The following is a 23,935-nucleotide window of genomic DNA, read 5'->3' as shown; positions in this document are numbered from 1 at the left end:
CAACTGCTGCGCGGTCTCTGCGCCATAATGCGCGACGATTTGAAGGAGCACCTATGAGCAATACGGCCCCGCTGGAAGGCGAAAAAATCCTGATCGTCGATGACGATCCCGGTCTGCGACGCCTGTTGGAACGTTTCCTGGAAGAGCAAGGCTACCGCGTTCGGGCGGTGGAAAATGTGGAGCAGATGGACCGTCTGCTCTCGCGCGAACTCTTCCAACTGTTGGTACTGGACCTGATGCTTCCCGGCGAAGACGGCCTTTCGGCCTGCAAACGTTTGCGCGAAGCCAACAACCAGATGCCGATCATCATGCTCACCGCCAAAGGCGATGAAAGCAGCCGTATTCAAGGCCTCGAACAGGGCGCCGACGACTACCTGGCCAAACCCTTCAACCCTCGCGAATTGCTCGCACGCATCAAAGCCGTGCTGCGCCGCCAGACCGTTTCCGTTCCGGGCGCGCCGGGTAGCGAAGACGAAACCGTGACCTTCGGCGACTACGAACTGTTCCTCGCCACCCGCGAGCTCAAACGCGGCGAAGAAGTGCACATGCTCACCACCGGCGAGTTCGCCGTTCTCAAGGCGCTGGTGCAACACGCCCGCGAGCCGCTGACCCGCGACAAGCTGATGAACCTGGCCCGTGGCCGCGAGTGGGATGCGCTGGAGCGTTCCATCGACGTACAAATTTCCCGCCTGCGCCGGTTGATCGAGCCGGACCCGTCCAAGCCACGGTATATCCAGACCGTGTGGGGCGTGGGTTATGTGTTTGTGCCGGATGGTAATAAGTAACGCTGCATCCTAATTAAATCCCCCCGTCATTCCCGCGCAGGCGGCGATCCGCCGGTGCGGAATCCAGGTGCGGTGAAAGAGGCGACAACGGTACTCCTCCTCACAATTCTGGATTCCCGCCTGCGCGGGAATGACGGTGTAGAGGGTTTATTCCAACGTTCAACCCGGAACCCGCAGTCCCCCCATGAAAACCCCCGTCTGGTTCCCCCAAAGCTTCTTCGCCCGCACCCTGTGGTTGGTGCTGGTGGTGGTGCTGTTTTCCAAAGCGCTGACCCTGGTTTATCTGATGATGAACGAGGATGTGCTGGTGGACCGCCAGTACAGCCACGGCGCCGCGCTGACGCTGCGCGCCTATTGGGCGACCGAGGAAGACAAGCGCGCCGTTATCGAAAAAGCCGCCGGCCTGCGCTGGACCTCCGACGCTGAAGAGCCGCCGGGCGAGCAGCATTGGCCGTACACCGGCATCTTCCAGCGGCAAATGCGCATGGAGTTGGGGCCAGACACCGAAGTGCGGCTGCGCATTCACCAGCCGTCGGCGCTGTGGGTGCGGGCGCCGGCGTTGGGCGATGGGTGGGTGGAAGTGCCGCTGTATCCGCATCCGCTGCGCGGGCAGAAAATCTGGGGCGTGCTGGGCTGGTTTCTTGCCATCGGCGTGTTGTCGACGGCGGCGGCGTGGATTTTCGTGCGTCAACTCAACCAACCGCTGCAGCGCTTGGTATCGGCGACGCGCCAGTTGGGCCAGGGCCGCAGCGTACGCTTGCCGATCAGCGACACGCCCAGCGAAATGACCGAGGTGTACAGCGCTTTCAACCAGATGGCCGACGGCTTGGAGCAAGCCGCCCGCGAGCGTGAGTTGATGCTGGCTGGGGTTTCCCACGATTTGCGTACGCCGCTGACGCGCTTGCGTTTGGGCCTGGAGTTGCTCAACAGCGACACCGAGCTGGTCGAAGACATGGTGCGCGACATCGAAGACATGGACGCCATCCTCGACCAATTCCTGGCCTTTATTCGCGACGGTCGCGACGAGCGCCTGGAAGAAGTGGACCTGGCCGACCTGGTCGCGGACGCCGTAGCGCCGTTCAACCACGACAAGGAAAACGTGCGCCTGTGCCTGGAACCCGTGCCGCCGTTCCCGTTGCGTCGGGTGTCGATGAAGCGTCTGCTCAACAACCTGATCGAAAATGCCCTGCACCATGGCGGCAATGCGGTGGAAGTGGCGGCGTATGTGTCGGGCGATAGCAGCGCGCCGTACGTGGTGCTCAGCGTGCTCGACCGGGGCAACGGCATTGATCCGGCCGAACTGGGCGACATCTTCAACCCCTTCATCCGAGGCGACCGCGCCCGTGGCGGCAAAGGCACCGGCCTGGGCCTGGCCATCGTCAAACGCATCGCCGCCCAGCACGGCGGCAGCGTAGAACTGCGCAACCGCTCGGGTGGCGGGCTGGAAGCGCGGGTGTGCTTGCCCTTGGGCCTGCTGCTGCCGCGCGACGCGGTGTAACACCGACACGGGCCGCCTTGTAGGAGCCAGCTTGCTGGCGAACCCTGCAAACCTCGGCGACCCGACACGGTTTGCATAGTCGCAACCATCGGACTTATCGGTACTGGCAAAACAGCACCACGCCTTTCGTGGCGCTGTTCTATGCTATGGCAGCGTCTTGTCCCGAGGTCCGCATGCCGGCTGTTTTCAATCATCCCCCGAAGTGGACCTGGTGGCTGCCATTGCCACTGTTGCACCTGGCGACGTGGTGTTCGCTGTCTACCCAATTCACACCGGGTCTCGCGCTGTGGTACCTGCCGTTTGCGCTCGGTCTGGTGTTCACCTATTGGTGGGGGCCGCGGGTGTTGCTGGCCGTCTACATCAACTCCGCCGCCAGCGCGCCGTTGTGGGGTGTGGCGTGGCAATGGGGGCCGGTGTTTGGCTTACCCGAGGTTATCGCCGTCGCTTCCGGCTGGTGGTTGCTAAACCGGCGCCCCTTCGATTTCGCCTTGCCCGACCTTAGTCATGTGATTCGCTATCTGCTGTTGGGCGTTCTGGTGCCGGTGTCACTGCTGGCGCTGCTCAAACAGGCCGCCTTGTTTGTCTGCTTCCACGCGCCGAAAACCGACTGGGCGATGGACAGCCTGAACATGTGGCTGGCCGACAGCTTCAGCACGCTGGTTATCGTCACGCCCATGCTCAGTTACCTCACGCTGTACTTGCGCCGGCTCGGCTGGGTGGCGCCGTTCGGCACGGGCAGCGATCACCGCGTGGAGCTGCTGGCTGAACCGCTGCGCCGTTCGCCGCCCTGGTGGCTGCTGGTGAGTTTGATGTTCGGCTTGCCGTTTCTGCTCGACATCTTGCCGGCTCCCCTGCAACTGCCGTTGCTCGGCGTGGTGATGCTCAGCCTGGCCATGCTCTGGGGTTATCCCGGCGCTTTGTGCGGCGCCATCATGAGCAGCTTGGTGGTGCTCGCCCTGCCGCTGCTGCAAGAGCGCCCCAGTCCCGCCGCCCTGTTGAACGCGCCGCTCACCGAATTGCACCTCAGCGTGCTGCTGCTGACGGTCGCCACCTTGTTGATCGGCCGCAGCCTCAGCGATCTGCGCCTGGCCCTCAGCCGCAGCGCCCACATGCAACAGCAACTGGCCCTGGCCAACCTGGCGCTGGAAGCCAGCCCGCTGGGCATCACCATTGCCGACGCGCGCCAGCCCGACCTGCCACTGATCTACTGCAACCCGATGTTCGAGCGCATCACCGGCTACAGCAGTAGCGAAGCGCAAGGCCGAAACTGCCGATTCCTGCAAGGCACCGACCGCAACCAGGCCGATCTGCACCGCATGCGCGCTGCCCTGCAACGCGGCGAGGCCACGCAGGTGATCCTGCGCAACTACCGCAAAAACGGCACGCCGTTCTGGAACGAAATCACCCTGTCACCGTTACGCGACGATCAAGGCATCAGCCATTACATCGCCCTGCAAAACGACGTGACATCCCGCGAGCGCCTGGCCAGCGAAGTGTCCGCACGCCGCGAAGAACTGCTGCGCCAAACCCATCTGCTGTCGCAGACCGAAGCCATCGCCGATATCGGCGGCTGGGTGCTCGAAGTGCCGGGTCTGGACATGTTCTGGAGCGAAGGCTGCTTTCGTCTCTACGAACTCGACCCCACCGGCGCCACGCCGAACTTCGAGCAGGCCATCAGCTACCTCGATAAAGAAGGCCAGGCCATTGCGCGGCGGACTGTCACCGACACCCTCAGTGATGGCCGACCGTTCGATGTGGAAGTGCGGCTGATAACCGCCAAAGGAAACTCGCGGTTTCTGCGCGTGATGGGCCTGGCGGAAATGGACGAAGGCCAGGTGATCCGCATCTATGGCGCGATTCAGGACATCTCCGCCCGCAAGCTCACCGAGCAACAGCTGCGCGAACGGGACGAATGGCTGCGCCTGTTCTTCGAAGCGCCGCTGATCGGCATGGCCATGATCAGCCCGCAAGGCATGTGGCTGGAGGTCAACAGCAAGCTTTGCCAGATACTCGGGCGCGGGCGCGATTACCTGCGCAACTGCGGCTGGGCGCAAATCACCCACGCCGACGATTTGCTGATCGAGCAACCGCTGTTTGAAAGCGTGGCCCTGGGCGAGCGCGACGACTACGAACTGGAAAAACGCTTCCTGCGCGAAGACGGCAGCGTCATTTACACGCGCCTGAGCCTGCGCGCAGTGCGCGATCCGCAGGGGCAACTGGAAGCGTGCCTGGCGCTGATCGAAGACATCACCGCCCGCTACGAAGCCGAAGCACGCTATCGCACGCTGGTGGAACACGCGCCGGAAGCCATCTTGCTGTTCACCGAAGACGGCGGCCTGGTTGATGTAAACGAAAACGCCGAGCGCCTGTTCAAACTCAGCCGCAACGAGTTGATTGGTCGTCGTCCCGTGGAACTGAGCCCGGCCCGCCAGGCCGATGGGCGCTTGTCGGTACAAGCGGGCAATGGCTACACCACAGCAGCGCTGGAAGGCGCGGCGCCGGTATTCGAGTGGTTGCACCGCGACAGCGCCGGGCGCCAGTTGCCGTGCGAGGTGCGCTTGGTGCGCATGCCCGGCGAGCAGAAATTGATTCGCGCCAGCGTCACCGATATTTCCGAGCGCCAGCGCTACCAGCGGGAAATCGAGCGCCTGGCCTACAGCGACGAATTGACCGGCTTGCCCAACCGCCGCTTGCTGCTCGACCGTTTGCAACACGCCATGACCCGCGAAATTCGCGACAGCTCGTTTGGCGCGCTGCTGTTTATCGACCTCGACCACTTCAAAACCGTGAACGACAGCCTCGGCCATCCGGTTGGCGACGCCTTGTTGCGCGAAGTCACCACGCGCCTGGCCGGCTGCCTGCGCGCCGAAGACACCCTGGCGCGCCTGGGCGGCGACGAGTTCGTGGTGCTGCTGGAAAGCATTGGCGACAACCCGGAAATTGCCGGCGAACACGCCGCCGACGTCGGCGAAAAGTTGCTGCAAAGCTTGCTCGGCAGCTACCACATCGACGGCCACGAACTGTCCATCAGCGCCAGCATTGGCATTGCCCTTCACCCCGTGGGCGACCAGGGCGCGGCCGATGTGCTGAAACAGGCCGACACCGCCATGTACCGCGCCAAGCGCGGCGGGCGCAACGCGCTGCACTTCTTCGCCCCGGCCATGCAGGCCGCTATCGACCAACGTCTGCAATTGCAAGGCGAACTGCGCCAGGCGATTGCCCGCGACCAACTGCACCTGGCCTTCCAACCGCAGCTGGACCTGAAAACCGGCAAGGTGGTGGGCGCTGAAGTCCTGTTGCGTTGGACGCATCCGGAACGTGGCGAAATTCCGCCCGCGCAGTTCATTCCCCTGGCCGAAGAAACCGGGCTGATTCTGGACATCGGCGCCTGGGTACTCGATGAAGCCTGCGCCGCGCTCGCGCGTTGGCACTGGCGTTTGCCGGAGCTGGTGCTGGCCGTCAACCTCAGTCCCCACGAACTGCGCCAGTTCGACGTGGTGCAGCGGGTGGCCGACTGCCTGAACCGCTACGACCTGCCCGCCAGTGTGCTGGAGTTGGAAATTACCGAAGGCGTGCTGCTCGAAGACGTCGACCAGTGCATCGCCGCCATGCAGGCGCTGAAAGCGCTCGGCGTGCGCTTCGCCATCGACGACTTCGGCACGGGTTATTCCTCGCTCACCTACCTCAAGCGCCTGCCGCTGGACCGACTGAAAGTGGACCGCAGCTTCGTCAACGACCTGCCCGACGATGCCAGCGGAATGATGCTGGTCGAAACCATCCTGATGATCGCCCGCAACCTTGGGCTGGAATGCGTAGCCGAAGGCATCGAAAGTGCCGCGCAGTACGAGAGCCTGCGTGGGCTCGATTGCGCGTTGGGGCAGGGCTTCTTTTTCAGCCAGCCATTGAGTGAGGAAGGGTTTTTGACGTGGTTGCAGCAGCGGGGTAGCTAGGCAGCGTTGCGGGCAAGATCAAAGGCCCCTCTCCCCCAGCCCCTCTCCCGCAAGCGGGCGAGGGGTGACGCAGGGCGGCGACCGAGTTTCTCCGGTTACAGATGTGATCGCCAGAGCGTATGCCAACTCGGTCGGCCCCCTCGCCCGCTTGCGGGAGAGGGCTGGGGAGAGGGGCCTTTGATCTATTGCCAATTTGAAACCCCCCACGCTTTTGCGTAGCGTGCATTCCCTCTACATCCCCCACGCTGCGAGGCCTCCGTGGCTGCTCTTCGTCTGCTGCTGTTGTCGCTGTTGCTGGCGTGTTCTGCCTCTGCGTGGGCCGGGTATCCAGGGTCGGTGGATTTGCGCGCCTGGTCGCCGGACGCCGAGCCGATGCGCATTATGAATGGCCAATGGCTGCTGACCTGGCGCGACGGTGCCCATGCGCCGCAGCGGGTGACGTTGCCGTTTACCTGGCACAACGGCACGCCGACCTGGTGGGGCGAGGTTGGGTTCGGCCGGGTGGAGTTCAGCACGCAGCTGTTGCTGCCGGTCTCCAACGAGCCGCTGGCGTTGTATATCGATGCATTGAAGTCCGCCGGGCGCGTTTGGGTGGACGGTCAGCTGGTGGCCACCGCCGGCCGTGTCGGTGAGGCTGATGTCGAGCAGGCGCGCATCCGCCCGTTGCTCATTCCTCTGCCCATCGGGGCCGACAGTGTGTTGGTGCGCATCGAGGTGTCGAACCATTTCCATCGCGAAGGCGGCATCGACATGCCGATTCTGGTGGGCGCGCGAAATTACCTCGAACACCGCGCCGCCATCGGCCAAGGCGTGCAGTTGTTCACGCTGGGCGGCTGCATTCTGATGGCGTTCTATCTGTTGCTGCTGGGCAGTTGGAACAGCCAGCAAATGCTCAGCGGCCCGTTCAGTTTGATGCTCGGTTTGGCGGCGATGAGCGCAGCGGCCAACAGCAGCCTGATGGACAGCCTCGAGTTGCCCACCAGCCTGATCTATCACATCAAGTACATCTGCCAGATTCTCTACCCGGCGATATATGCGCTGCTGCTGCGCCGGCTGTTTCCTGAGGAATCGAGCCTGATTGTGGCGCGCGCGTTGTTGGCGATTGCGGTGGTGATCACGCTGCTGATTCTGCTCACGCCGCCCGCGCTGTTCACCGGCACGCGCGAGTTGGCGGCGGTGTTGGTGGTGGGCTCGTGTATCTATTTTCTCAGCAACATCATTCACGCCGTGCTGCGTCATCGCGATGGCGCGCAGAGCATTTTGCTCGGCATGTTGGTGGTCACGGCGGCGGTGTGTAACGACGTGCTGCTGTACACCGAAGGCCTGGTGACGGTTAGCGTATTTCCCCTGGGCGTGCTCGGTTTGCTGTTGTCCCACGGCGTGGTGCTGGGGCAGCGCATGCTCGCTGCGCTGCGGCACAACGTGGAACTGTCGGACCACTTGCAGCGCCTGAACACGTCGTTGGAACAGCGCGTGGAACAGCGCACCGCGGTGCTGCGGCAGAACCGCGATCTGCTCGACCGCACGCTCGAACACATGGACGCCGCGCTGCTGTCGGTAGACGGGCAGGGCACCATTCTGGCGATCAATCAGCGCTTTCGACGGCTGTTCGGTATGTCGGCCGAGGTCACTACCCGCGAGCAATTACTGGAGCGCCTGGGGCAAGCCGAGCTGGCGCTGGACCCGTGCGAGTGCGCGTTGTTATTGCCCGCCATCGGCCAGGAGCTGCGCGCCCGGGAAGACTTGCCACTGGCCAATCGGCTGATTATCGATGTGCGCCGACGCTCGCTGGCGGATGGCGGCTGGGTGTCGACCTTTGAAGATGTCACCAGCCAGCGCCTGGCCGAACTCGGCGTGCAGGGCGGCGACATTGGCCATTGGAAATTCGATGTGCACAAGCGCCAGTTGGAGGGCACGGAACGCTGCTGGAGCATGCTCGGTTATCACCGCGAAGCCATTGCCCCACCGAACTTGCTCAGCCTGAGTCATCCGCAGGAACGCAGTCGGCTGATGACCGAAGTGCTGCGCGCGAGGCGCGGTAAAGGCGAGCTGCAATGCACCTTGCGCCTGGCCCACAGCAACGGCGACTGGCTGTGGGTGTCGCTGCGCGGGCGCTGCATTCTCGACCGTGCGCAGCGGCCGCGTTACTGGATTGGCGTGATTGAAGACATCGACCGCGAGGTGTGCGCGCAGCTCGCCTTGGAACAGGCGCGCGACCAGGCCGTGCGCGAGGCGCGGCAGAACGAAGAACTGCTCGCCACGCTGAGCCACGAACTGCGCACGCCGCTGGTGGCGATTCAGGGACACATTTCCCTGCTGCTCGATCAGCATGAACTGCAGGCGGCGATGCGCCGACGGCTCGACACGGTGCAGAACGCCTCGCGCAACCTCACCGATGTGCTCGACGGCCTGCTGGCGCTGGCCCGCAGCGAAACCGCGAAATTGCCGCTGCGCGTGCCGTTCGACCTGGCCGCGCTGGTGCGTGAGTGTGTAGAGGTGATGCGCCTGCAAGCCGGGGCCAAGCAGCTGACGCTCAGTTTGCACATGGACCTGGGCGAGCGCTGCTGGGTGGAAGGCAGCCCCGTGGGCGTGCGGCAAGTGCTCTACAACCTGCTCGGTAACGCGATCAAGTTCACCCAGCAGGGTGGCATCAATGTGCGGGTTCAGGCCGATGCGCAGGGTGAAGGTTTCATTCTGGTGGTCACCGACACCGGCATGGGGATTCCCGATGACTTGCAGTCACAGGTGTTCGCCGCCTTCACCCGGCTTGACCAGCACAGCCACCAGCCGGGCGTGGGGTTGGGTTTGTACATCGTGCGCCGGCTGGTGCAATTACTCGGGGGCGAAATCAGCCTGCAGAGCAGCGTGGGCGTCGGCTCGTGTTTCCGCCTGGCGTTGCCGTGGCCGCCGTTGTTGCGGCATCAGCCCGAGCTGAACCTGGAAGTGCCGTTGGACGGCCTGTACGTGCTGCTGGTGGAAGACGTGCCGGTCAGCCGCGAAGTGACCCGCGAACTGCTGCTCAGCTGGGGCTGTTTGGTCGACACCGCCGTCGACGGCGAAGGCGCCATCGCCAGTTGCCAGGAACATGACTACGACTTGGTTTTGATGGACATGCGCTTGCCCGACATGGACGGGCTGGAAGCCAGCCGCATGATCCGCCAGCAACAAGGCGACGTTGGCCCGCTGATGGTGGCGCTCACCGCCAACGCCACCGACCTCGACCGCCAGGCTTGCCTGCAGGCCGGGCTCGATGGCGTGCTGGCCAAGCCGCTGCAACGTCGGCATTTACAGGCACTGCTGAGCGGTGAAGACATGTTCGCGCCGTCGGCCGCGGACCTTGCCAGTGGTGACGAGCGCGCCCTGGCCGCGCCGCGCTTCGAGCAGTTGCGCCAGTGGCTGGGCGCCAATTTGTTCGACCGTTTGCTGCCCTCGTTCCTGGCCTCGCTGGAGGAAGTGCGTGAAGGCGTGCAGGAGTTATTAACCGCGCCGAGCAGTGAGGCGGTGCAGGCGCGGCGCAGTGCATTGCTGCACCGTTTGCAGGGCAGCGCGGCAAACTTCGGCTTGCACGGTTTGGCGCGTCAGAGCCTGGCCGCGCAGCGCGGCGACATTGCCCTGGAGGTGCTGCGCGATGTGCTGGACGACCACCTGCACGTGCTGCGCGCCGAATTGGAACGGGTGGGGTAGGCCGCGTTTGCGCACGGTTTACCTGTTTGCGACCTCAGCAAACCGCGCCGCCGCTCTGGCTCCTGGCGTGCACGTTTGGCAATGCTCAAACGCGCCAAGGGGGTAGGGCAATCCTTACCCTCAGACTTCCGCTGCGCTTATAGCAATCTCTCATAGCCGCCGATTTGCGCGCGCGCCAGGCTTCTCTAGCCTTAAGGCACGACGTACAAAATCAAAAAAGGTGGGGTCATGGGCGAGTCGCAAGTGAACGATGTGCTGGTCAGCTTTCGTGGCGTTCAGAAAAGCTACGACGGCGAAAACCTCATCGTCAAAGACCTCAACCTGGACATTCGCAAAGGCGAATTTCTCACCCTGCTGGGGCCGTCCGGCTCGGGCAAAACCACCAGCCTGATGATGCTTGCCGGCTTTGAAACGCCCACCAGTGGCGAAATTCTTCTGGCCGGCCGCGCCATCAATAACGTGCCGCCGCACAAGCGCGACATCGGCATGGTGTTCCAGAACTACGCCTTGTTCCCGCACATGACCGTGGCGGAAAACCTGGCCTTTCCATTGACCGTGCGTGGCATGAACAAGACCGACGTCAGCGAGCGCGTGAAGCGTGCGTTGTCGATGGTGCAACTCGACACGTTCCGCAATCGCTATCCCGGTCAATTGTCCGGCGGCCAGCAGCAGCGGGTGGCATTGGCTCGCGCGCTGGTGTTCGAGCCGCAACTGGTGCTGATGGATGAACCGCTGGGCGCGCTGGATAAACAGCTGCGCGAACACATGCAGATGGAGATCAAACACCTGCACCAGCGCCTGGGCGTCACCGTGGTGTACGTGACCCACGACCAAGGCGAAGCGCTGACCATGTCCGACCGCGTGGCTGTATTTCACCAGGGCGAAATCCAGCAGATCGCGCCGCCGCGTGAGCTCTACGAAGAGCCGAAGAACACCTTCGTCGCCAACTTCATCGGCGAGAACAACCGCCTCAACGGCCGCCTGGTCAGCCGCGACGGTGACCGGTGCGTGGTCGAGCTGGCACGTGGCGAGAAGGTCAATGCACTGGCGGTCAATGTGGGTCAGCCGGGCGAGCCGGTGACCTTGTCGGTGCGCCCCGAGCGCGTGCTGATCAATAGCGCCAGCGACGTGTGCAGCAACCGATTCTCCGGCCGCGTGGCCGAATTTATCTACCTGGGCGACCACGTGCGTGTGCGCCTGGAGGTGTGTGGCAAGGCCGACTTCTACGTCAAGCAACCCATCGCCGATCTCGATCCGGCGCTGGCGGTGGGCGACGTGGTTCCGCTCGGTTGGCAGGTGGAGCACGTCAGGGCGTTGGATCCGCTATTGGAAACAGCCTGACCGCTTTGAAGTTCGCAGTTTGTTAACGCGTTATTCAACCCAGCACTGTGGAGAAAACAACAATGAAACAAGCACTGAAACTCGTCAGCGTGGCACTCGGTCTGGCCGTTGCCAGCCAGGCCATGGCGGCCGATCTGACCGTGATCTCGTTCGGGGGAGCGAACAAGGCCGCGCAGGTCAAAGCGTTCTATGAGCCGTGGGAAGCGGCCGGCAAAGGCAAGATCGTGGCCGGTGAGTACAACGGCGAAATGGCCAAGGTCAAAGCCATGGTCGACACCAACAGCGTGTCCTGGGACCTGGTAGAAGTGGAGTCGCCGGAACTGTCGCGCGGCTGCGACGAAGACATGTTCGAAACCCTCGACCCTGCGCTGTTCGGCAACAAAGCCGACTACGTGCCGGGCGCCATCCAAAGCTGCGGCGTGGGCTTCTTCGTATGGTCCACCGTGCTGGCCTACAACGCCGACAAACTGAAAACCGCGCCTACCAGCTGGGCCGATTTCTGGGACACGACAAAATTCCCCGGCAAACGTGGCCTGCGTAAAGGCGCGAAGTACACCCTGGAATTCGCCCTGATGGCCGACGGCGTTGCGCCGAAAGACGTCTACAAAGTGCTGGCCAGCAAAGACGGCCAGAACCGCGCGTTCAAAAAGCTCGACGAGCTGAAGCCGAACATTCAGTGGTGGGAAGCTGGCGCGCAACCGCCGCAATACCTCGCCTCCGGTGACGTGGTAATGAGCTCGGCCTACAACGGTCGCATCGCCGCCGTGCAGAAAGAAAGCAACCTGAAAGTGGTATGGACCGGCGGCATCTACGACTTCGATGCCTGGGCCATTCCGAAGGGTTCGAAGAACGTCGAAGAAGCGAAGAAATTCATCGCCTACTCGGTTCAGCCTGAGCAGCAAAAAATCTACTCGGAAAACATCGCCTACGGCCCGGCCAACTCCAAAGCCGTTGCCCTGCTGGACAAGGGCATCCTGAAAGACATGCCGACCACACCGGAAAACATCGCCGATCAAGTGCAGATCGACGTGACCTTCTGGGCCGACAACGGCGAGCAGTTGGAGCAGCGCTTCAACTCGTGGGCTGCCAAGTAATCTGCTGGGTATTAGCAAGCACGCCGCCTGCATTTATGCAGGTGACGCTTAAGCGATGCTCGCGAAACGTAGCGAGCGAAGGATAGGCAAGGCAAAAACAGGCGAGTAAGCGGAGTTGGCTGTAGCCAATGAGCATTGCGAGTCTGTTTTTAACGCCGCATAGCCGAGCGCAGTAGTTTCATTTCTCTGGAGTAGCCCATATGGCCGTCGCCATTCCTGAAACCACCTTAAAGCAACGCCTCGCGCGTGCCGAGCGGGTCAATCGCCTCAAGGCGCAGGCACTGATCGCGCCGCTGGTGCTGTTTCTGCTCCTGGTGTTTCTGGTGCCGATCATTGCGCTGCTCTACAAAAGCGTCGCCAACCCGGAAGTGGTCAATGGCTTGCCGCGCACCGTGGTGGCGGTGGCCGAGTGGGATGGCAAAGGCTTGCCGGCTGAGCCGGTGTACAAGGCCATCAGCGAAGATCTGGGCGAAGCCCGCAAAAACCAAGTCTTGGGCGATTTGTCCAAGCGCCTGAATATGGAATCGGCCGGCTACCGCAGCCTGCTGATGAAAACTGCCCGCGCGCTGCCGTTCGCCGAAGCGCCGGCCTCTTATAAAGAAGCGCTGGAAGGGTTGGATGAGCGCTGGGGCGATCCGGCTTATTGGCAGGTGATTCGCCGCAATACCTCGAGCGTCACGCCTTACTACTTGTTGGCGGCCGTCGATCACCGCATCGACGACGTCGGCGAAGTGGCACCGGCAACGCCGGACCAAGCCATTTACCTGGATATTTTCGCCCGCACCTTCTGGATGGGCCTGGTGATCACCGCCATCTGCCTGGTGTTGGCGTATCCGCTGGCGTATCTGTTGGCCAACCTGCCGTCGCGCCAGAGCAACCTGTTGATGATTCTGGTGCTGCTGCCGTTCTGGACCTCGATTCTGGTGCGCGTCGCCGCGTGGATCGTGCTGCTGCAATCGGGCGGGTTGATCAACAGCGCGCTGATGGCGGTTGGCATTATCGATAAGCCGCTGGAGTTGGTGTTCAACCGCTCCGGTGTGTACATCGCCATGGTGCACATCATGCTGCCGTTTATGATTTTGCCGATCTACAGCGTGATGAAGGGCATTTCGCCCACCTACATGCGTGCGGCAATTTCCCTCGGCTGCCACCCCTTCGCCAGCTTCTGGCGCGTGTACTTCCCGCAAACCCTGGCCGGTGTCGGCGCCGGTTGCCTGCTGGTGTTCATTCTCGCCATTGGCTACTACATCACCCCGGCGCTGCTGGGCAGCCCGAGCGATCAGATGGTCAGCTACTTTGTGGCCTTCTACACCAACACCAGCATCAACTGGGGCATGGCCACGGCGCTCGGCGGCCTGCTGCTGTTCGCAACCCTGGCCCTTTACGTGGTGTACAGCTGGCTGGTGGGCGCAAGTCGCCTGCGCTTGAGCTGATTAGGAGAACCTCTGATGCAAAGCCCTTATATGTCGCCGATTGAGCGCGTTTGGTACTACACGCTGCGTGGTCTGTGTGCGCTGGTGTTGTTGTTTCTGATTCTGCCGGTGCTGGTGATCGTGCCGTTGTCGTTTAACTCCGGCAGCTTTCTGGTGTACCCGCTGCAAGGGTTCTCGCTGCACTGGTACCAGGACTTCTTCGCCTCGGCCGACTGGATGCGCTCGCTGAAAAACAGCCTGATCGTAGCGCCGGCCGCCACCGTGCTGGCCATGGTGTTCGGCACCCTCGCTGCCATCGGCCTGACCCGTGGCGAGTTTCGCGGCAAGGCGCTGGTGATGAGCCTGGTGATTTCGCCGATGGTGGTGCCGGTGGTGATTGTCGGCGTGGCCAGTTATTTGTTCTTCGCGCCGCTGGGCTTGGGCAACAGCTACCTGTCGCTGATCGTGGTGCACGCGGTGTTGGGTGTGCCGTTCGTGATCATCACCGTGTCGGCCACCTTGCAGGGTTTCAACTACAACCTGGTGCGTGCGGCGGCCAGCCTCGGTGCGTCGCCGATTACCGCGTTTCGTCGCGTGACCTTGCCGCTGATTGCGCCGGGCGTGATCTCCGGTGCGTTGTTCGCCTTTGCCACCTCGTTTGATGAAGTGGTGGTGACGCTGTTCCTCGCCGGGCCTGGCCAGGCGACCTTGCCTCGGCAGATGTTCAGCGGCATCCGCGAAAACCTCAGCCCCACCATTGCGGCGGCGGCGACGTTGCTGATTGGTTTCTCGATTGTGTTGTTGCTGACGTTGGAGTGGTTGCGGGGGCGGAGTGAGAAGTTGCGGACCTCGGCTAGTGAGTAGGAAGGGTCGGCTCTATTCGTCCGGCTTGAGACTCTGGATTCCCGCCTTCGCGGGAATGACGGAGGATTTTGCAAACACTACTGTCATTCCCGCGAAGGCGGCGGTCCGACGATTCGGAATCCAGAATGGCAGGGCTGACGCAAGGCGCGGCCAGCAAGTGCTACCAAAGCAGCAGCGTGCCGCCTGATACTCAGCAGGCGAAATCCAGAAATCCTCGGGTACAATGCGCCACGATTTTTGTCCGAGGTGCGCCATGCAACCTTTCGCTATTGCCCCATCCATTCTCTCCGCCGACTTCGCCCGCCTGGGTGAGGAAGTGGACAACGTTCTAGCCGCTGGCGCCGACATCGTGCACTTCGATGTCATGGACAACCACTACGTGCCCAACCTCACCATCGGCCCGATGGTCTGCTCGGCGCTGCGCAAGTACGGCGTTACTGCACCCATCGACGTGCACCTGATGGTCTCGCCGGTTGATCGCATCATTGGCGACTTTATCGAAGCCGGCGCCACGTACATCACCTTCCACCCCGAAGCCAGTCAGCACATCGACCGCTCGTTGCAGTTGATCAAGGCGGGCGGCTGCAAGGCGGGCCTGGTGTTCAACCCTGCCACCTCGCTGGACAGCCTCAAGTACGTGATGGACAAGGTCGACATGATCCTGCTCATGAGCGTGAACCCAGGCTTTGGCGGGCAGAAGTTCATCCCCGGCACGCTGGACAAACTGCGCGAAGCCCGTGCCCTGATCGAAGCCTCTGGCCGCGACATTCGTCTGGAAATCGACGGCGGCGTGAATGTTCAGAACATTCGCGAAATCGCGGCGGCAGGTGCCGACACCTTTGTAGCCGGTTCGGCCATTTTCAACACACCGGACTACGCGGCCGTCATCGCCCAGATGCGCGCCGAACTGGCGCTCGCGCGCCCATGAGTGGCTTTGCGCAGGTGCTCGGCGGGCGCTTGCCGCGCCTGGTGATGTTCGACCTGGACGGCACCCTGATCGACTCGGTGCCCGACCTTGCCGCCGCCGTTGACCACATGCTTATTCAGCTCAACCGCCCGACAGCGGGCGCCGAGCAGGTTCGTACCTGGGTCGGCAACGGCGTGCGTGTGCTGGTGCGTCGCGCCCTGGCCGGCAACATCGACCACACAGCGGTGAGCGATGAAGAGACCGAGCAGGCGTTGGCGATTTTCATGGAGCTGTACGCCGACAACCACTCGCTGTCCAAGCTCTACCCAGGCGTGCGCGAAACGCTGAAATGGTTGAAAAGCCAAGGCATCGAGATGGCGCTGATCACCAACAAACCGGAGCGCTTTGTCGGTCCGCTGCTGGATGAAATGCGCATCGGCCGTTACTTCCGCTGGATCATTGGCGGCGACACGCTGCCTCAGCAAAAGCCCGATCCGGCTGCGCTGAATGTGGTCATGCAAATGGCCGAAGTGTCGCCGGGCGAAGCGGTGTTTGTTGGCGACTCGCGTAGCGATGTGCACGCCGCCAAAGCCGCCGGCGTGGTGTGTGTGGCGCTGAGTTATGGCTACAACCACGGCCGCCCGATTGCCGAGGAAGAACCGGCACTGGTGATCGACGATCTGCGCGAACTGCTGCCCGATTGCGCCGAATCGGCCGCTGAGATAATGTTGCCCGACGCCGTCAAATCCCCCCGCCAAAGAGATGCCATCGTGGTGGTCACCCGCAAACACTGGTTCGTCAAATCCGGGATGAAAATCCTCAAGGCCCTGGCCCGCTGGCGTTGGCGCGCCTGATCCGAGCCTGGCCGCAAGGCCTGCGTGTTTGCCATTACGACCCTAAACCTGAGCAAGACGGATGCGAGTACCCCAACAGGGCGCGCAGTGAGTAACTGCCGATAGCCCGAGCGGCTCGCCATCCCGGCCAGGTTTTTACCCTCAAGCCATGAGGCTGTTTACATGATCCGCGAAGAATTCCTGCGCCTGGCCGCTGACGGCTACAACCGCATTCCCCTTGCCTGTGAAACCCTGGCCGACTTCGACACACCGCTGTCGATCTACCTCAAGCTGGCCGACCAGCCCAACTCCTATTTGCTCGAGTCCGTACAGGGCGGCGAGAAGTGGGGGCGTTACTCGATCATCGGCCTGCCGTGCCGCACGGTGCTGCGAGTGCATGGCCATCACATCAGCGTGACCCACGACGGCGTCGAAATCGAAAGCCTGGAAAGCGAAGACCCGCTGGCCTTCGTCGAAACCTTCAAAGCCCGCTACAACGTGCCGACCATCGCTGGCCTGCCGCGCTTCAACGGCGGCCTCGTCGGTTACTTCGGTTACGACTGCGTGCGCTATGTGGAAAAACGCCTGGGCGCTTGTCCGAACCCGGACCCGATTGGCGTGCCGGACATTCTGCTGATGGTCTCCGACGCCGTGGTTGTGTTCGACAACCTGGCCGGCAAGATGCACGCGATTGTGCTGGCCGACCCAGCGCAAACCGATGCCTACGAAAACGGCCTGGCGCGTCTCGAAGAACTGCTGGAAAAACTGCGCCAGCCGATCACCCCGCGTCGTGGTCTGGACTTCACCAAAGAGTCGGGCATCGAGCCGAATTTCCGCTCCAGCTTTACCCGCGAGGATTACGAGCGCTCGGTCGACACCATCAAGGAATACATCCTGGCGGGCGACTGCATGCAGGTGGTGCCGTCTCAGCGTATGTCCATCGACTTCAAAGCCGCGCCCATCGACCTGTACCGGGCGCTGCGCTGCTTCAACCCGACGCCCTACATGTATTTCTTCAACTTCGGCGATTTCCATGTCGTCGGCAGTTCGCCGGAAGTGCTGGTGCGCGTTGAAGACAACCTGATCACCGTGCGCCCCATCGCCGGCACGCGTCCGCGCGGCGCCACCGAAGAGGCCGACCGCGCGCTGGAAGAAGACTTGCTGGCCGATGCCAAGGAAATTGCCGAGCACTTGATGCTGATCGACCTGGGACGTAACGACACCGGTCGGGTTTCCGAAATCGGCACGGTAAAACTCACCGAAAAAATGGTGATCGAGCGCTATTCCAATGTGATGCACATCGTCTCCAACGTCACCGGCCAGTTGAAGAGCGGGCTGACTGCCATGGATGCGCTGCGGGCGATTCTGCCAGCGGGTACGTTGTCCGGTGCGCCGAAAATTCGTGCCATGGAAATCATCGACGAACTGGAGCCGGTCAAGCGCGGCGTGTATGGCGGCGCGGTGGGTTACCTGGCCTGGAACGGCAACATGGACACCGCCATTGCCATTCGCACCGCCGTGATCAAAGACGGTGAGCTGCACGTGCAAGCCGGCGGCGGCATCGTCGCCGATTCGGTGCCGGCGCTGGAGTGGGAAGAAACCCTGAACAAGCGCCGCGCCATGTTCCGCGCGGTCGCCCTGGCTGAACAGACCGTCCCCACTTCGTCCACCACCACCACCGACGCCTAAGGAGCACTTGCCATGCTGTTAATGATCGACAACTACGACTCCTTTACCTACAACGTCGTGCAGTACCTGGGCGAGTTGGGCGCGGACGTGAAAGTGGTGCGCAACGATGAGCTCAGCGTGGCTGAAGTCGAAGCGTTGCAACCCGAACGCATCGTGGTATCGCCCGGCCCGTGCACGCCGAGCGAAGCCGGTATTTCCATCGAAGCCATCGAGGACTTCGGCGGCAAGCTGCCGATTCTCGGTGTGTGCCTGGGCCACCAAAGCATCGGTCAGGCGTTCGGCGGCGACGTGGTGCGCGCCCGCCAGGTGATGCACGGCAAAACCAGCGCGGTGTACCACAACAACACCGGCGTCTTCGAAGGCCTGAACAACCCACTGACCGTCACCCGTTACCACTCGCTGGTGGTCAAGCTGGACACCTTGCCCGACTGCCTGGAAGTGACGGCCTGGACTCAACACGAGGACGGCTCGGTGGACGAAATCATGGGCCTGCGTCACAAAACCCTGAATATCGAAGGCGTGCAGTTCCACCCAGAGTCGATTCTGTCGGAGCAGGGCCACGAGCTGTTTGCCAACTTCCTCAAACAAAGCGGGGGCGTGCGCGCATGAACATCAAAGAAGCCCTCAACCGTGTGGTCGCTCAGCTCGACCTGACTACTGAGGAAATGCAGGACGTCATGCGTGAAATCATGACCGGGCAATGCACCGACGCGCAGATCGGTGCCTTCCTGATGGGCATGCGCATGAAGAGCGAAACCATCGACGAGATCGTTGGCGCCGTCGCGGTCATGCGCGAGCTGGCGGCGCACGTTGAATTGCCGACGCTTAAGCATGTGGTTGACGTAGTCGGCACCGGCGGCGATGGCGCCAACATTTTCAACGTCTCCACGGCCGCGGCGTTCGTCGTTGCAGCGGCCGGCGGCAAGGTGGCCAAGCATGGCAACCGCGCGGTATCGGGTAAAAGCGGCAGCGCTGACCTGCTCGAAGCGGCGGGCATTTATCTGGAACTGACGCCCGTGCAAGTGGCGCGCTGCATCGACAGCGTTGGCGTTGGCTTCATGTTCGCGCAGGTGCACCACAAGGCGATGAAATACGCCGCCGGCCCGCGCCGTGAAATGGGGCTGCGTACCTTGTTCAACATGCTCGGCCCTCTGACCAATCCGGCCGGCGTGAAGCATCAGGTGGTCGGTGTGTTCAGTCAGGAACTGTGCCGTCCGCTCGCCGAGGTGCTCAAGCGTCTGGGCAGTGAGCACATTCTGGTGGTGCATTCGCGTGATGGGCTGGACGAATTCAGCCTGGCCGCGCCCACCCATGTGGCCGAACTCAAAGACGGTCAGATCAGCGAATACGATGTACGTCCGGAAGATTTCGGCATTACCAGCCAAACGCTGATGGGGCTGGAAGTCGCCAGCCCGGCGGCGTCGCTGGAGCTGATCCGCGATGCCCTGGGGCGCCGTAAAACCGAGGCAGGCAGGAAAGCCGGCGACTTGATTGTGCTCAATGCCGGCGCGGCCCTGTATGCCGCCGATTTAGCGACTAGCCTGCATGAAGGGGTGCAGTTGGCCCACGACGCGCTGCACACCGGTTTGGCGCGGGAAAAAATGGAAGAGTTGGCGTCCTTTACGGCGGTGTTCCGCCAGGAGAATCAAGCGTGAGTGTGCCTACCGTCCTGGAAAAAATCCTGGCCCGTAAAGTTGAAGAAGTCGCCGCGCGCCGTGCCGTGGTGAGCCTTGCCGAGCTAGAGGAGCAAGCCCGGACCGCCGATGCGCCGCGCGGTTTCGCGGCGGCCTTGCTGGATGCAACCAAGCGCAAAGAACCCGGCGTAATTGCCGAAATCAAAAAAGCGTCGCCGAGCAAAGGCGTGCTGCGCGAAGACTTCGACCCGGTGGCCATCGCCCAGAGTTACGAAGCGGGCGGCGCGGCGTGCTTGTCGGTGCTCACCGATATCGACTTCTTCCAGGGCGCCGATCATTACCTGCAGCAAGCCCGCGCGGCCTGTGGCCTGCCGGTGATTCGCAAAGATTTCATGATCGACCCATATCAGATTGTCGAAGCGCGCGCGCTGGGGGCGGATTGCATCCTGCTGATCGTCTCGGCGCTGGATGATGTGCGCATGGCCGAGCTGGCGGCGGTAGCCAAGTCGGTCAACCTCGACATTCTGGTGGAAGTGCACGACAGCGAAGAACTCGACCGCGCGCTGAAGGTGCTCGATACGCCACTGGTGGGTATCAACAACCGCAACCTGCACACCTTCGAAGTTAGCCTGGAAACCACGCTGGATCTGCTGCCGCGCATTCCGCGTGACCGCATGGTGGTAACCGAGAGCGGCATTCTGAATCGCGCCGACGTGGAGCTGATGGAAATCAGCAACGTGTACGGCTTCCTGGTAGGCGAGGCGTTTATGCGCGCGGCCAATCCGGGCCAGGAATTGCAGCGTTTGTTCTTCCCGGAGCGTAAGGGGCCGGTCAGCATCGATTGATTGGGTGCTTTTGTGCGTGCGGCTTTAGCCGCGATGCGGTTGAAGTCAAAAGCATCGCAGCTAAAGCCGCTCCCACAGACATAAAAACCGGACAATAAAAAGGCCAGCTCGCAGCTGGCCTTTTTATTGTCCGTTTTTTTATCCGAGCCTTATGGGCTTAGCGGGTGCCGAACACCACCATGGTTTTACCTTTGACGTTGACCAGGCCTTGTTCTTCAAGCGCCTTGAGGACACGTCCGACCATTTCCCGCGAGCAACCGACGATGCGACCGATTTCCTGACGGGTGATTTTAATCTGCATACCGTCGGGGTGAGTCATGGCGTCAGGCTGTTTGCACAGGTCCAGCAACGTGCGTGCAACGCGGCCAGTGACGTCAAGAAACGCCAGGTCGCCCACTTTGCGGGTGGTGTTGCGCAGACGCTCAGCCATTTGGCTGCCGAGGGCGTAGAGGATGTCTGGGTCTTGCTGGGTCAGTTCGCGGAATTTGGCGTAGCTCAGTTCAGCCACTTCGCATTCGGTTTTCGCTCGCACCCAAGCGCTGCGTTCTTTCTCGATGCCGTCTTTTTCAAACAGGCCCATTTCGCCGAAGAAGTCGCCCGAGTTGAGATAGGCGATGATCATTTCGCGACCGTCATCATCCTCGATAAGAATGGTGACCGAGCCTTTAACAATAAAGAACAACGTCTCGCCGCGATCGCCTGCGTAGATGATGGTGCTTTTGGCGGTGTAACGACGGCGATGACAATGCGCGAGCAGTTTGTCGATGTTCTTGATTTTTGGTGTGAGAGTTATAGCTACCATGCCCTAGCCCCGAAGAAAAATAAGATGCAACCCTTTGTCTAGCAGCAATTTTTTTATAAGTTATTCGAGCAAGTGTGCCAGTAAATTGTCGCCAGCTTAACAGACACTCATGGCCGTTGATCGGTTTTGAGACGTGGCTAACAGTGGCAGCTATCTATCAGCGTTTCTGGCTTGAACTAGTTGGTCTATGAGCTTGTGATAAGCTCCCGTCCCTTTTAACAGCGGAGGCGTGGCAATGAAAGCGCGGATTCAGTGGGCTGGCGAAGCTCTTTTCCTCGGTGAGTCTGGCAGCGGCCATGTTGTTGTCATGGACGGCCCGCCCGAGAGCGGCGGACGCAACCTGGGCGTGCGTCCCATGGAGATGGTGCTCATCGGCTTAGGCGGCTGCACCAACTACGACGTCGTCAGCATCCTGAAGAAATCCCGACAACCGGTTGAAAGCTGCGAGGCGTTTCTTGAAGCCGAACGCGCGAGCGAAGAGCCCAAAGTGTTCACCAAAATTCACGTGCACTTTGTGGTGAAGGGCCGCGGTTTGAAGGAAGCGCAGGTCAAGCGCGCGGTTGAACTCTCCGCTGAAAAATACTGCTCGGCCTCGATCATGCTCAGCCGCGGTGGCGTGGAAATTACCCACGACTACGAAATCATCGAACTGGGCTGAAACGCGACACCGAGCGTTCACACAACCAGCGCACACTGGTCCGCATTGCGCGGGTCACACGGTGCTGGCAGCCGGTAACCGACCTCTGCATAATGGCGCCCCTTTTTCCGGGGCGTCGTCTATTGGAAACGGCGCCGCGCACCCATACCCAAAATCGCCAAAGCGAAGAGGTGTTAACCGTCCTACGCAGCTGTGTCGTTCACAACTGACGGGCATGCTCGATCACGCGGCCACGCCGCATCGTTAAAAAGAGAGTTCCTAACGGTGAAAAGCAAACTCAAGCTCCACGGGTTCAATAACCTGACGAAGACCTTGAGCTTCAACATTTATGACATCTGCTACGCGGAAACGCCGGAAGACCAGCAGGCCTACGTTCAGTACATCAATACCGAGTACGACGCAGCGCGGCTGACGCAGATTCTCACGGATGTTGTCGACATTATTGGTGCCAATATCCTCAACATCGCCCGCCAGGATTACGATCCGCAAGGCGCGAGCGTGACCATTCTGATCTCCGAGCAACCGGTTACCCCGACTGACAGCCAGATCGAGGAATCCCCCGGCCCGCTGCCCGATACCATCCTTGCGCACTTGGATAAAAGCCACATTACCGTGCACACCTACCCGGAAATTCATCCGGTAGATGGCATCGCGACGTTCCGTGTGGACATCGACGTGTCGACCTGCGGCGTAATTTCACCGCTCAAGGCGCTCAATTACCTGATTCACCAGTTCGACTCCGACATCGTCACCGTCGACTACCGCGTCCGCGGCTTTACCCGCGACGTGCAGGGCAAGAAGCACTTCATCGACCACGAGATCAACTCGATCCAGAACTACCTCTCGGACGACACGCAAGCGGCCTATCAAATGACCGACGTGAACGTGTACCAAGAGAACCTGTTCCACACCAAGATGCTGCTCAAAGAGTTCGAGCTGGATAACTACCTGTTTGGCGACGCCACGCAGAACCTGTCGGCCGAACAGCGCGAGACGGTTACCAAGCGGGTCAAGCACGAGATGCTAGAGATCTTCTACGCCAGGAACATGGTGGGCTAAGCGAACGGCTGCGCGTCGGCGGGGCTGCGTTAAAAACGTTTTTTGACTGCTCATGGGCTACAGCCCACTGCGCTTCAAAAAACGTTTTTGCCCGGGCCGTCTTGGCCTTGCCCCGTTCTAGTTCGCTCGTTCTGGATTTGCATGAGTCGCTGAGATCGAAAGGTCAAAAACAGACAAAAGAAAAGGCCGTTCAGTGAACGGCCTTTTTTATGCTGCAGGAAATTAGATCCGATACGTACTTTTGGTCATCACCTTCGACAACACGCTCATCCCGAACTTCACCGGCGCCGGAAACCGGAAGCCACCGGCATCCAGGGCGCTGGCCGAATGCTGCGCTTCGTCGGTGAGCATTTGCTCCAGAATCGCCCGCGACTTTTCGTCTTCGGCGGGAATCTGCGTCAGGTGCTCGTCCAGATGCTTGCACACCTGATCTTCAGTGGCGGCGACAAAGCCGAGGCTGACTTTGTCGCTGATCAAGCCGGCAACCGCGCCAACACCAAACGACAAACCGTAGAACACCGGATTGAGAATGCTGGTGTGGCTGCCGAGTTCGCGGATGCGTTGTTCGCACCAGGCGAGATGGTCGATCTCTTCTTCGGCGGCGTGCTCCATGGCTTTGCGTACATGGGGCAACTTGGCGGTCAGCGCCTGGCCCTGGTACAGCGCCTGGGCGCATACCTCGCCGGTGTGGTTGACGCGCATCAGGCCGGCAACGTGGCGGGTGTCGTCGCGGCTCAGCTCGGTGTCCGGCTGGTTCAGGCCGGGCGAGGGGCGATACGGATGGCCGCTAAACGGCAGCAACGTGCGCAGCGCGGCGTCGGCTTGCAGCAACAGGCGGTCGACGGGGGAGTAGTGGCGTTCGGTAGTCATAGGATTACCT

At 61.5% G+C, this 23,935-nt stretch carries 18 protein-coding genes; 16 read left to right on the top strand and 2 right to left on the bottom strand.

Annotated features, from left to right (window positions below; genetic code table 11):
• The first annotated feature begins 53 nt into the window (after positions 1 to 53).
• The 14 genes from ompR to trpC all read left to right on the top strand — a co-directional run bounded on the left by ompR (position 54) and on the right by trpC (position 20,536).
• The gene (ompR, locus tag AC0IW7_RS15930) at positions 54 to 785 is read left to right on the top strand and encodes an osmolarity response regulator transcription factor OmpR (RefSeq protein ID WP_122497389.1); all 732 of its coding nucleotides are present in this window, start codon (positions 54 to 56) and stop codon (positions 783 to 785) included.
• Between the two features lie 184 nt (positions 786 to 969).
• A complete protein-coding gene (locus AC0IW7_RS15925; RefSeq protein WP_122497387.1) occupies positions 970 to 2,283 on the top strand; it encodes an ATP-binding protein in 1,314 nt (437 codons plus the stop codon).
• A gap of 173 nt (positions 2,284 to 2,456) precedes the next feature.
• Positions 2,457 to 6,233: an EAL domain-containing protein gene (locus AC0IW7_RS15920; RefSeq protein WP_471819308.1), complete on the top strand. Its 3,777-nt coding sequence runs from the start codon at positions 2,457 to 2,459 to the stop codon at positions 6,231 to 6,233.
• A gap of 258 nt (positions 6,234 to 6,491) precedes the next feature.
• On the top strand, positions 6,492 to 9,917 hold the full coding sequence (locus tag AC0IW7_RS15915) for an ATP-binding protein (protein ID WP_471819306.1): 3,426 nt from the start codon (positions 6,492 to 6,494) through the stop codon (positions 9,915 to 9,917).
• Positions 9,918 to 10,145: 228 nt separating this feature from the next.
• A complete protein-coding gene (locus tag AC0IW7_RS15910; protein WP_471819304.1) occupies positions 10,146 to 11,258 on the top strand; it encodes an ABC transporter ATP-binding protein in 1,113 nt (370 codons plus the stop codon).
• 62 nt (positions 11,259 to 11,320) lie between these two features.
• On the top strand, positions 11,321 to 12,352 hold the full coding sequence (locus tag AC0IW7_RS15905) for an ABC transporter substrate-binding protein (RefSeq protein ID WP_471819303.1): 1,032 nt from the start codon (positions 11,321 to 11,323) through the stop codon (positions 12,350 to 12,352).
• 200 nt (positions 12,353 to 12,552) lie between these two features.
• The gene (locus tag AC0IW7_RS15900; protein ID WP_471819301.1) at positions 12,553 to 13,785 is read left to right on the top strand and encodes an ABC transporter permease; all 1,233 of its coding nucleotides are present in this window, start codon (positions 12,553 to 12,555) and stop codon (positions 13,783 to 13,785) included.
• Positions 13,786 to 13,800: 15 nt separating this feature from the next.
• Positions 13,801 to 14,628 (top strand): ABC transporter permease, encoded by an 828-nt coding sequence (locus AC0IW7_RS15895; protein ID WP_463551231.1) that lies wholly within the window; start codon positions 13,801 to 13,803, stop codon positions 14,626 to 14,628.
• A 253-nt stretch (positions 14,629 to 14,881) separates the two neighbouring features.
• Positions 14,882 to 15,556 carry a ribulose-phosphate 3-epimerase gene (rpe, locus tag AC0IW7_RS15890; RefSeq protein ID WP_122497366.1) on the top strand — a complete coding sequence of 225 codons (675 nt, stop codon included), beginning with the start codon at positions 14,882 to 14,884 and terminating at the stop codon, positions 15,554 to 15,556.
• Positions 15,553 to 16,389 carry a phosphoglycolate phosphatase gene (locus AC0IW7_RS15885; protein WP_471819300.1) on the top strand — a complete coding sequence of 279 codons (837 nt, stop codon included), beginning with the start codon at positions 15,553 to 15,555 and terminating at the stop codon, positions 16,387 to 16,389. The genes rpe and AC0IW7_RS15885 overlap by 4 nt, the downstream gene beginning before the upstream one ends.
• A gap of 162 nt (positions 16,390 to 16,551) precedes the next feature.
• On the top strand, positions 16,552 to 18,057 hold the full coding sequence (gene trpE / locus AC0IW7_RS15880) for an anthranilate synthase component I (protein ID WP_471819298.1): 1,506 nt from the start codon (positions 16,552 to 16,554) through the stop codon (positions 18,055 to 18,057).
• Between the two features lie 12 nt (positions 18,058 to 18,069).
• A complete protein-coding gene (locus tag AC0IW7_RS15875) occupies positions 18,070 to 18,666 on the top strand; it encodes an aminodeoxychorismate/anthranilate synthase component II (RefSeq protein WP_471819296.1) in 597 nt (198 codons plus the stop codon).
• Positions 18,663 to 19,712: an anthranilate phosphoribosyltransferase gene (gene trpD, locus AC0IW7_RS15870; RefSeq protein WP_471819294.1), complete on the top strand. Its 1,050-nt coding sequence runs from the start codon at positions 18,663 to 18,665 to the stop codon at positions 19,710 to 19,712. Before AC0IW7_RS15875 ends, trpD begins: the two co-directional genes overlap by 4 nt.
• The gene (gene trpC / locus AC0IW7_RS15865; RefSeq protein WP_471819292.1) at positions 19,709 to 20,536 is read left to right on the top strand and encodes an indole-3-glycerol phosphate synthase TrpC; all 828 of its coding nucleotides are present in this window, start codon (positions 19,709 to 19,711) and stop codon (positions 20,534 to 20,536) included. The genes trpD and trpC overlap by 4 nt, the downstream gene beginning before the upstream one ends.
• A gap of 157 nt (positions 20,537 to 20,693) precedes the next feature.
• Here the strand turns inward: trpC and crp are convergent, their stop codons facing one another.
• Positions 20,694 to 21,338, bottom strand: coding sequence for a cAMP-activated global transcriptional regulator CRP (crp, locus tag AC0IW7_RS15860; protein ID WP_108099316.1), 645 nt, complete (start codon positions 21,336 to 21,338; stop codon positions 20,694 to 20,696).
• A 235-nt stretch (positions 21,339 to 21,573) separates the two neighbouring features.
• Here crp and AC0IW7_RS15855 point away from each other — a divergent pair, with 235 nt between their 5' ends.
• Both AC0IW7_RS15855 and speD read left to right on the top strand, forming a co-directional pair.
• Positions 21,574 to 21,996, top strand: coding sequence for an OsmC family protein (locus AC0IW7_RS15855; RefSeq protein WP_108099318.1), 423 nt, complete (start codon positions 21,574 to 21,576; stop codon positions 21,994 to 21,996).
• 264 nt (positions 21,997 to 22,260) lie between these two features.
• Complete coding sequence (speD, locus tag AC0IW7_RS15850) at positions 22,261 to 23,055, top strand: adenosylmethionine decarboxylase (RefSeq protein ID WP_463540896.1); 795 nt, start codon at positions 22,261 to 22,263, stop codon at positions 23,053 to 23,055.
• A gap of 222 nt (positions 23,056 to 23,277) precedes the next feature.
• Here the strand turns inward: speD and coq7 are convergent, their stop codons facing one another.
• Positions 23,278 to 23,925 (bottom strand): 2-polyprenyl-3-methyl-6-methoxy-1,4-benzoquinone monooxygenase, encoded by a 648-nt coding sequence (coq7, locus tag AC0IW7_RS15845; protein WP_471819290.1) that lies wholly within the window; start codon positions 23,923 to 23,925, stop codon positions 23,278 to 23,280.
• Positions 23,926 to 23,935 lie beyond the last annotated feature (10 nt).

The organism is Pseudomonas sp. AC229, assembly GCF_979254655.1.
The sequence above is the reverse complement of the archived record's forward strand: the minus strand, read 5'-3'. Positions and strand labels throughout refer to the sequence as shown.

Coding starts and splice junctions, on each gene's coding strand:
- ompR (WP_122497389.1), top strand. CDS start 54: ATGAGCAATACGGCCCCGCTGGAAGGCGAAAAAATCCTGATCGTCGAT.
- AC0IW7_RS15925 (WP_122497387.1), top strand. CDS start 970: ATGAAAACCCCCGTCTGGTTCCCCCAAAGCTTCTTCGCCCGCACCCTG.
- AC0IW7_RS15920 (WP_471819308.1), top strand. CDS start 2,457: ATGCCGGCTGTTTTCAATCATCCCCCGAAGTGGACCTGGTGGCTGCCA.
- AC0IW7_RS15910 (WP_471819304.1), top strand. CDS start 10,146: ATGGGCGAGTCGCAAGTGAACGATGTGCTGGTCAGCTTTCGTGGCGTT.
- AC0IW7_RS15905 (WP_471819303.1), top strand. CDS start 11,321: ATGAAACAAGCACTGAAACTCGTCAGCGTGGCACTCGGTCTGGCCGTT.
- AC0IW7_RS15900 (WP_471819301.1), top strand. CDS start 12,553: ATGGCCGTCGCCATTCCTGAAACCACCTTAAAGCAACGCCTCGCGCGT.
- AC0IW7_RS15895 (WP_463551231.1), top strand. CDS start 13,801: ATGCAAAGCCCTTATATGTCGCCGATTGAGCGCGTTTGGTACTACACG.
- rpe (WP_122497366.1), top strand. CDS start 14,882: ATGCAACCTTTCGCTATTGCCCCATCCATTCTCTCCGCCGACTTCGCC.
- AC0IW7_RS15885 (WP_471819300.1), top strand. CDS start 15,553: ATGAGTGGCTTTGCGCAGGTGCTCGGCGGGCGCTTGCCGCGCCTGGTG.
- trpE (WP_471819298.1), top strand. CDS start 16,552: ATGATCCGCGAAGAATTCCTGCGCCTGGCCGCTGACGGCTACAACCGC.
- AC0IW7_RS15875 (WP_471819296.1), top strand. CDS start 18,070: ATGCTGTTAATGATCGACAACTACGACTCCTTTACCTACAACGTCGTG.
- trpD (WP_471819294.1), top strand. CDS start 18,663: ATGAACATCAAAGAAGCCCTCAACCGTGTGGTCGCTCAGCTCGACCTG.
- crp (WP_108099316.1), bottom strand. CDS start 21,338: ATGGTAGCTATAACTCTCACACCAAAAATCAAGAACATCGACAAACTG.
- AC0IW7_RS15855 (WP_108099318.1), top strand. CDS start 21,574: ATGAAAGCGCGGATTCAGTGGGCTGGCGAAGCTCTTTTCCTCGGTGAG.
- coq7 (WP_471819290.1), bottom strand. CDS start 23,925: ATGACTACCGAACGCCACTACTCCCCCGTCGACCGCCTGTTGCTGCAA.